The organism is Micromonospora sp. C81 (genome assembly GCF_018070425.1).
Taxonomy (GTDB): Bacteria; Actinomycetota; Actinomycetes; order Mycobacteriales; family Micromonosporaceae; genus Micromonospora; species Micromonospora zamorensis.
Map to the genome: position 1 here is coordinate 79408 of NZ_JAGPXS010000026.1, position 7362 is coordinate 86769.

Sequence of the window (7362 nt, forward strand, 5' to 3'; positions counted from 1 at the left end):
GACTCGCGCGCATAACCTTAGCGGCCGTTCAGTGGCCGTGCGGAGTCTCTGGGGAGGCCGGTCGTGGCGCGCGATTTCAGCACCGTTGGCGTGGTGGGGCTGGGCACCATGGGTGCCGGCATCGTCGAGGTCTTCGCCCGTAACGGCATCGACGTGGTGGCCGTCGAGATCTCCGAGCCGGCGCTGGAGCGCGGCCGGGCCACCCTCGCCGGTTCCACCGATCGTGCCGTCGCCAAGGGCAAGCTCGCCGCCGCCGACCGCGACGCCCTGCACGAGCGGGTGCACTTCGCGGTCGGGCTGGACGCGCTGCACTCCGTCGACCTGGTCATCGAGGCGGTGCCCGAGCACCTGGACCTCAAGCAGCGGATCTTCGCGGAGCTGGACCGGGTCTGCCGGCCGGAGACGATCCTCGCCACCAACACCTCCTCGTTGAGCGTCACCGAGATCTCGGTGGCCACCAGCCGGCCCAACCAGGTGATCGGCATCCACTTCTTCAACCCCGCGCCGGTGATGAAGCTGGTCGAGGTGGTCCGCACTGTCGTCACCTCGCCCGAGGTGGTCGCCGACGTCGAGGCGCTGTGCGCCCGGCTCGGCAAGGTCGACGTCACCATCAACGACCGGGCCGGTTTCATCGCCAACGCGCTGCTGTTCGGCTACCTCAACCACGCGGTCGGCATGTTCGAGGCGCACTACGCGACCCGGGAGGACATCGACGCCGCGATGAAGCTCGGCTGCGGCCTGCCGATGGGCCCGCTGGCGCTGATGGACCTGATCGGCCTGGACACCGCGTACGAGATCCTGGACACCATGTACCGGCGCGGCGGGCGGGACCGCCGGCACGCCCCGGTGCCGCTGCTCAAGCAGATGGTCACGGCGGGGCTGCTCGGCCGGAAGTCGGGTCGGGGCTTCTACACCTACGAGCGGCCCGGTTCGCCGGTGGTCGTACCGGACGAGGCGACGCCGCTGGCCACGGAGGCCGCGGTCGCCGACGGCGCGCGGGCCATCACGAAGGTCGGCGTGGTGGGCTCCGGGACGATGGCCACCGGGATCATCGAGGTCTTCGCCAAGGCCGGCTACGAGGTCGTCTCGGTGACCCGCGGCATGGAGAAGTCCGCGAAGGTCTGCGAGGCCGTGAAGACCTCGCTAAACAAGGGCGTGGTGCGGGGCAAGCTCGCCGAGGCCGACCGGGACGCCGCGCTCGGCCGGATCAGCTGGTCGGCCACGCTCGACCACCTCGCCGACGTCGACCTGGTGGTCGAGGCGGTGGTCGAGGAGCTGAGCGTCAAGAAGGCCCTCTTCGCGAGCCTCGACGAGATCTGCAAGCCGGGCGTCGTGCTGGCCACCACCACCTCCTCGCTGCCAGTGATCGACGTGGCGATGGCCACCCATCGGCCGGCCGACGTCGTGGGGCTGCACTTCTTCAACCCGGCACCGGTCATGCCGCTGGTCGAGGTGGTCCGCACCATCCGCACCTCCCCGGAGGCCACCGCCACCGCCCGCGCGGTCTGCGCCACCCTCGGCAAGACCGGCGTGGTCTGCGGCGACCGGTCCGGGTTCATCGTCAACGCGCTGCTCTTCCCCTACCTGAACGACGCGGTGAAGATGCTGGAGGCCAGCTACTCGACGGCCGACGACATCGACCACGCCATGAAGCTGGGCTGCGGCTACCCGATGGGCCCGTTCGAGCTGCTCGACGTGGTCGGGCTGGACGTGTCGCTGGCGATCCAGCGCGAGCTGTACCTGGAGCTGCGCGAGCCGGGCTTCGCGCCCGCGCCGCTGCTGGAGCACCTGGTCACCGCCGGCTACCTGGGCCGCAAGACCCGCCGCGGCTTCCGCGACCACTCGCACCGCTGACGGGGTCAACGCCGGAGGGGCCCGGCCGCGTCTGAGGGATGTGACCTTCGAGGAGTACGTCGGCAGCCGCGGCCCGGCCCTGATCCGGCTGGCGCGGCTGCTGACCGGTGACGAGCACCGGGCCGAGGACCTCACCCAGGAGGTGCTGTCCCGGGCGTACGTGCACTGGCGCAAGATCTCGCGGGCCGACCGGCCCGACGTGTACGTCCGTCGGATGCTGGTCAACGCCAACAACTCCTGGTGGCGACGCCGGTCGAGCCGCGAACTGGTCGTCGACACCTTCGCCGACCGGGCGCAGCGTGGCGACCTGGGCGGCGAGGCGGCCGACCGGGACGAGATGTGGCGGCTGATCCTCGGCCTGCCCGAACGCCAGCGGGCGGTGCTGGTGCTGCGCTTCTACGAGGACCTCGACGACGCGACGATCGCCCAGATCCTGGACTGCTCGCCGGTCACCGTCCGCACCCACGCGATGCGGGCGCTCGCCAACCTCCGGGAGCGCTGCGGTGCCCCGGCCACGAACGGGAGCCGACAGTGACCGACCTCGACGAGCGGATCGTCCAAACCCTGCGGGACCGTGCCGAGGGCACCGTGGACACCGACCGGCTGCTGGTCGGCGCGGTGCGCCGGGGGCGTACCCGGGTACGTCGGCGGCGTGTCTCCGCTGGTGCCACCCTGGGCGTGATCGCGCTGCTCGGTGCCGGCGTGGTCGCCGGGCCGTTGGGTGGCCTGCCCGGCCTCGGTCCCACTGTCACTCCCGGCTCGGCCGAGACCACTGTTGCCTTCCTGCCGCCGCTGGTGGCCGGCGCTCCGGGTGCGGCGGCCCGGCCTGACCAGATCGGCAAGGATCCCGCGCTGCTGCACATCGGCCTCGCCCCGGGTGGCTCCCGGTTCCTGGAGTGGAACGTCGGCGGCGGCAGGGAGACCGCGAAGATCGACGTGGGTGGCCGGACGGTCACCGTAGAGCTGACCTCGGCCGAGTTGTTGCGAACCATCGGTGCTTGGACCCCACCGCCGGTGGAGGGACTCCCTGGCAACCCTTACGACGGAACGGTGGCACACGCAGACGGGCCGGACGGTGTGCCGATCTGGCGACGCTACTGGCAGCCGACTCCCGGCGTGTACGCCGCAGCCAGCGTGTCCGGCCCGGACGAGAGCCCCCTGTACGAAGCCGCCGCCGCGTTGCGGCTCGATCGGGCGTACGGGTGCGCCGGTCCGGTTCGGTTGACCGACCTGCCGGCCGGTGTCCAGTTCGCCACCTGCTCGATGGTCGTGGGCACCTTCCCGGCGGCGTACGCGGTGATGCTGCGCGTGAGCGACGACCAGGGCAGAGGGGTGACTGTCGAGTTCCAGTACGCGGGCACCACCCTGATGGCCAAGGCGCCGGCTAACCGGATGATCGACGGTAGACCCGCCTATTACGACCCCGCTCACGACACCGCATACGACCCCGCCGTCGCCCGGCTGGAACTCCTGGACATCCCTCGGGCCCAGCTGTTCACCGCCTTGAACCACGAGCTGAGTCTCAGCGAGGCGGACGCGACGACAGTGCTGCTCGGGGTGCGGGTCGCCGAGCACCTGGACCGACCCGCGACCTGGTGACCGCCCCGGGCCGTCCGCTCCGACGGACCGTACGCTTGGTGACCGTGAGCCCCCGTCGCAATCGCCCTCGCCGGGACGAGAACGCCAACCTGGACGCCGACCGCGTCCGGCAGGGTGTCGCCTCGGTGCAGCAGTGGACCGACGGCGCCTGGCAGGTGCGCGGCATCGGGGCGGGCGCGTCGGTCAAGACGTACCGTTGCCCCGGCTGTAACCAGGAGATCCCACCCGGGGTGGCGCACCTGGTGGCCTGGCCGGCAGACGGTCTGGGTGATCTGACCGACCGGCGGCACTGGCACAGCGGTTGCTGGCGTGCCAGGGAGCGACGCGGCCCGGCGGTGCAGCGCGGCCGGGGCGCCCCGCGCTACTGAGCGACTGCCTTGGGCCGCCTCGCGCCACGGCTGAGCGACCCGGCCGGGGCGCCCCGGCGCCAGGGCTGAGCGACCTGGATCACCCTGTTGCCGCCTGGGCGGGCGGTGGCGGCGACTTCGCGCCAGACTTGGGCGGTGAGCACAGCGATCCGCGCGTCGTCGATCCTGCCCGGCCGCCGGGAGGACATCGAGCTGCACACCGCCGATGGTCTGCGGCTGGTCGGCGAGTTGGCACTACCGGCCGACCGGCCGCCGGTGGCCACCCTGGTCTGCCTGCACCCGCTGCCCACGCACGGCGGGATGATGGACAGCCACGTGTTCCGCAAGGCGGCCTGGCGGCTGCCCGCGCTGGCCGACCTGGCCGTGCTGCGGTTCAACACCCGGGGCACCAGCAGCATGCGCGGCACCAGCGAGGGTGCGTTCGACGGCGCGGTGGGGGAGCGGTACGACGTTGCCGCCGCCATCGAGTACGCGGAGTTCGCCGAGCTGCCCAACATCTGGCTCGTCGGCTGGTCGTTCGGCACCGACCTGGCGTTGAAGTACGGCTGCGACCCGGCGATCGCCGGTGCGATCCTGCTCTCCCCGCCGCTGCGCTTCTCGGCCCCGGAGGACCTGGCGACCTGGGCCGCCTCGGGTCGACCCTTGACGGCGCTGGTGCCGGAGTTCGACGACTACCTGCGCCCGACCGAGGCGCGGGAGCGGTTCGCTGCCGTGCCGCAGGCCGAGGTGGTGGGCGTCCCGGGTGCCAAGCACCTCTGGGTGGGCGACGCGGAGACGGTGCTCGACGAGATCGTCCGGCGGGTCAACCCGGCCGTCGAGGTGCCGCTCCCGACGACCTGGGACGGCCCGATGGAGGCCGGCGACGTCAGCGCGTACGCCGACCGGACGGTGGCCTCGTTCGCGGACACGCCCGTGCCGCAGCCGGGCGACTGACGGCTCAGCGCCGCTCCTGGCGGGGCAGCACCACCTCGCGCAGGATCAGTTGCAGCGCGGCCACCGTGGGGATGGCGATCAACGCGCCCACCACGCCCAGCAGCGCCACCCCGAGCAGTGCGGCGAGCAGGGCGGCCACCTCGTTGACCTCCACCGAGCGCCGCATCACCTTCGGGTAGATCAGGTAGTTCTCCACCTGCTGGTAGATGAGGAAGAAGACCGCACAGGCGATGCCGGTGGGCAGGTCGGACGCGAAGCCGACCAGGCTCACGATCACCGCGCCCAGGGTGGCGCCGATCTGCGGGATGAGGTCGGTCACCGCGACCACCACGGCCAGCGCGAACGGGTACGGCAGGCCGACGATCAACGCGAACACGAAGGTGGTCGCGCCGGCCAGCACCGCGATGCTCAGCGCCCCGACCATGTAGGCGCCGACCTTGGCCAGGATCTCGTCGCCGATCAGCTGCACCCGCTCCCGCCGAGTGCGGGGCACCAGCGAGTAGCCCAGCGAGCGCAGCTTGTTGAAGTAGGCCAGGAAGTAGATCGTCAACACCAGCACGGTCAGCGTCCGGAACGCCGTGCCGAAGATCAGTTGAGCACCACCGAGCACCCCGCCGAGGGCCCGCCCGATGGTCTGCGCGTTGGCAGCGCCCTGCACGCGCTCCACCACGTCGTACCGCTCCACCAGGTCGTTGACCGTCGGATTGCGGCGCAACTCGTCGAGCAGGCTCGGGATCTGGTCGATGAACTGCCCCGACTGGGTGACGATCGGCGGGACCAGCGCGACCACGCCGCCGCAGAGCAGCAGCACCACGGTCAACGCGACCCCCGCCACCGCCAGGCCGTGCGGCACGCCCCAGCGGCGTAGTCGGACCACCGCCGGGTTGAGACCGACTGCCAGGAAGAGCGCGATCACCACCAGCACCAGGATGCCGCCGGCATTGCGAATCCCCAGATAAAGGGTGTACGCCAGGAGCACGCCCAACGCGCCGGTGAAGCCGATCAGGAAGCTGCTGCGGCGCAGCGGGCGCCCCGGAGTGCCGAACTTTCCGGACGGGACGGCCGGCGGTTCGTCCGGGTCGATTCCCGGAGCGGGGACCGGCACCGGCGGTGGTGTGTCGACCGGTGCGGTTTCGGTCGACGGGGGATCGGGCGTCGCGTCCGGATCGCCAGCCGACGGGTCGTGCTGTGGCACCAGGGACCTCCCGGCTCAGGCCGTCGGACGACCGGCGGCAGCGACGGCTGTTTCTGATCATCTCTCAGCGCGTCAGCAGCGTAGCGACTTCATGGTCGCTATCGACCACAAGGCCGTCAACCTGGTGTTCCGTGTGCCCGACCAGCCGCCGTTCGTGCCTCGACCCACCACCCGACATCGTCTAGCTCCCGCCGACGCGTAAATCTTGGACACTTTCCGTTAGCGCGTAACGGAAACTGTCCATGATCTGGTGGTGTGGTGGCTTCCCGGCGGTGAAAGCTGTTCGGATGCTGCCGGCCGACGACGCTGACGCACTCGACTGGCTCGCCTTCGAGCAGGCGGGCGTGCTGACCACCGCGCAGGTGTCCGGCCTGCTCAGCGAGGGGACGGTGCGCGGGCGAATCCGCTCCGGCCGGTGGCGGTCGATCTGCCGCGGCGTCCTGCTGACCGGTAACGGTCGCCTGAACCGCGACCAACAGCTCTGGGTCGCGGTGCTGGCAGCTGGACCGGGTGCGATGCTGGCGGGGGTGACGGCCGCCACCGAAGCCGGGGTACGAGGGCTGCGCCGCGAGCCACTGCACGTGCTGGTGCCGGCCGCCCGCCGTGCTGCGCGGACCTCGCTGCGTCGCCTCCCGATCGACATGCCCGCAGTGCTGGTGCATCGCACGTCAGTGCTGCCGGACTCGCATCGGCAACTCGCCCGTCCACCACGCACCACGACGGCCAGAGCACTCGTCGACGCGGCGGGATGGGCGGCCCGTGTGGACGAGGCGCAGGGAGTGCTGGCGGCCGGTTGTCAGCAGCGGCGGGTGCTGCCCGAGGAGTTGCAGGCGGTGCTCGACGTCCTCCCCCGAGCACCGCGCCGGCACCTGATCCAACAGACCGTCGATGACATCGCTGGCGGCGCGCAGGCGCTCTCCGAGATCGACTTCCTGCGCCTCTGTCGCCGGCATCGGCTGCCCGTCCCTGATCTTCAGGAACATCGGGTCGACGCGGCGGGCCGCAACCGCTGGCTGGACGCGTACTGGCGTCAGTGGCGGGTGCAGGTCGAGATCGACGGCGCGCACCACATGGACGCCCGGCAGTGGGCGGACGACATGCGTCGGCAGAACGACGTCTGGACCAGCGGCGACCGGATCCTGCGCTTTCCGGCCTGGCTGGTCCGCGCCCGCCCCGACGAGGTCGCCGACACCGTCCGGCGGGCCCTCGTCGCAGCCGGCTGGAGCCCCACCCAATCCCAGCGCCGTCCGGCGCACAAATAGATCTCGGACAGTTTCCGTCAACGGGGCGGGCTCAACTGGTGGTTGCAACACCCTTCCGTGATGTTCGTTGGGGTGGTTATGGCGTCGAGGTTGAGTCCGTTTGAGCGGGAGCAGATCGGGTTGGGTCGGGCTGCGAGTGAGTCGTTGCGGT

The 7362-nt window shown here is 71.2% G+C and carries 7 protein-coding genes; 6 read left to right on the plus strand and 1 reads right to left on the minus strand.

Features of this window, described 5'->3' with window-relative positions; genetic code table 11:
• Nucleotides 1-63: 63 nt before the first annotated feature.
• The 5 genes from KBX46_RS29745 (at nucleotide 64) to KBX46_RS29765 (ending at nucleotide 4754) form a co-directional block, all read left to right on the plus strand.
• Complete coding sequence (locus tag KBX46_RS29745; RefSeq protein ID WP_210795273.1) at nucleotides 64-1854, plus strand: 3-hydroxyacyl-CoA dehydrogenase family protein; 1791 nt, start codon at nucleotides 64-66, stop codon at nucleotides 1852-1854.
• Nucleotides 1855-1894: 40 nt separating this feature from the next.
• Nucleotides 1895-2389 carry a SigE family RNA polymerase sigma factor gene (locus KBX46_RS29750; protein WP_210795275.1) on the plus strand — a complete coding sequence of 165 codons (495 nt, stop codon included), beginning with the start codon at nucleotides 1895-1897 and terminating at the stop codon, nucleotides 2387-2389.
• On the plus strand, nucleotides 2386-3453 hold the full coding sequence (locus KBX46_RS29755; protein ID WP_210795277.1) for a hypothetical protein: 1068 nt from the start codon (nucleotides 2386-2388) through the stop codon (nucleotides 3451-3453). Before KBX46_RS29750 ends, KBX46_RS29755 begins: the two co-directional genes overlap by 4 nt.
• Before the next feature lie 44 nt (nucleotides 3454-3497).
• Complete coding sequence (locus KBX46_RS29760; protein WP_307847214.1) at nucleotides 3498-3821, plus strand: hypothetical protein; 324 nt, start codon at nucleotides 3498-3500, stop codon at nucleotides 3819-3821.
• Nucleotides 3822-3956: 135 nt separating this feature from the next.
• Nucleotides 3957-4754 (plus strand): alpha/beta hydrolase, encoded by a 798-nt coding sequence (locus tag KBX46_RS29765; protein WP_179780722.1) that lies wholly within the window; start codon nucleotides 3957-3959, stop codon nucleotides 4752-4754.
• A gap of 4 nt (nucleotides 4755-4758) precedes the next feature.
• Here KBX46_RS29765 and KBX46_RS29770 read toward each other — a convergent pair whose 3' ends face one another.
• Entirely contained in the window at nucleotides 4759-5838 is a 1080-nt protein-coding gene (locus tag KBX46_RS29770) for an AI-2E family transporter (RefSeq protein ID WP_210795283.1), read from the minus strand.
• Between the two features lie 398 nt (nucleotides 5839-6236).
• On the opposite strand from KBX46_RS29770, the gene KBX46_RS29775 reads away from it, so the two are divergent.
• Complete coding sequence (locus tag KBX46_RS29775; RefSeq protein ID WP_210795279.1) at nucleotides 6237-7211, plus strand: endonuclease domain-containing protein; 975 nt, start codon at nucleotides 6237-6239, stop codon at nucleotides 7209-7211.
• Nucleotides 7212-7362: the final 151 nt, after the last annotated feature.

Excerpts from the sequence above, each read along its gene's own strand:
- KBX46_RS29775 (WP_210795279.1), top strand. The coding sequence starts at position 6,237 with ATGCTGCCGGCCGACGACGCTGACGCACTCGACTGGCTCGCCTTCGAG.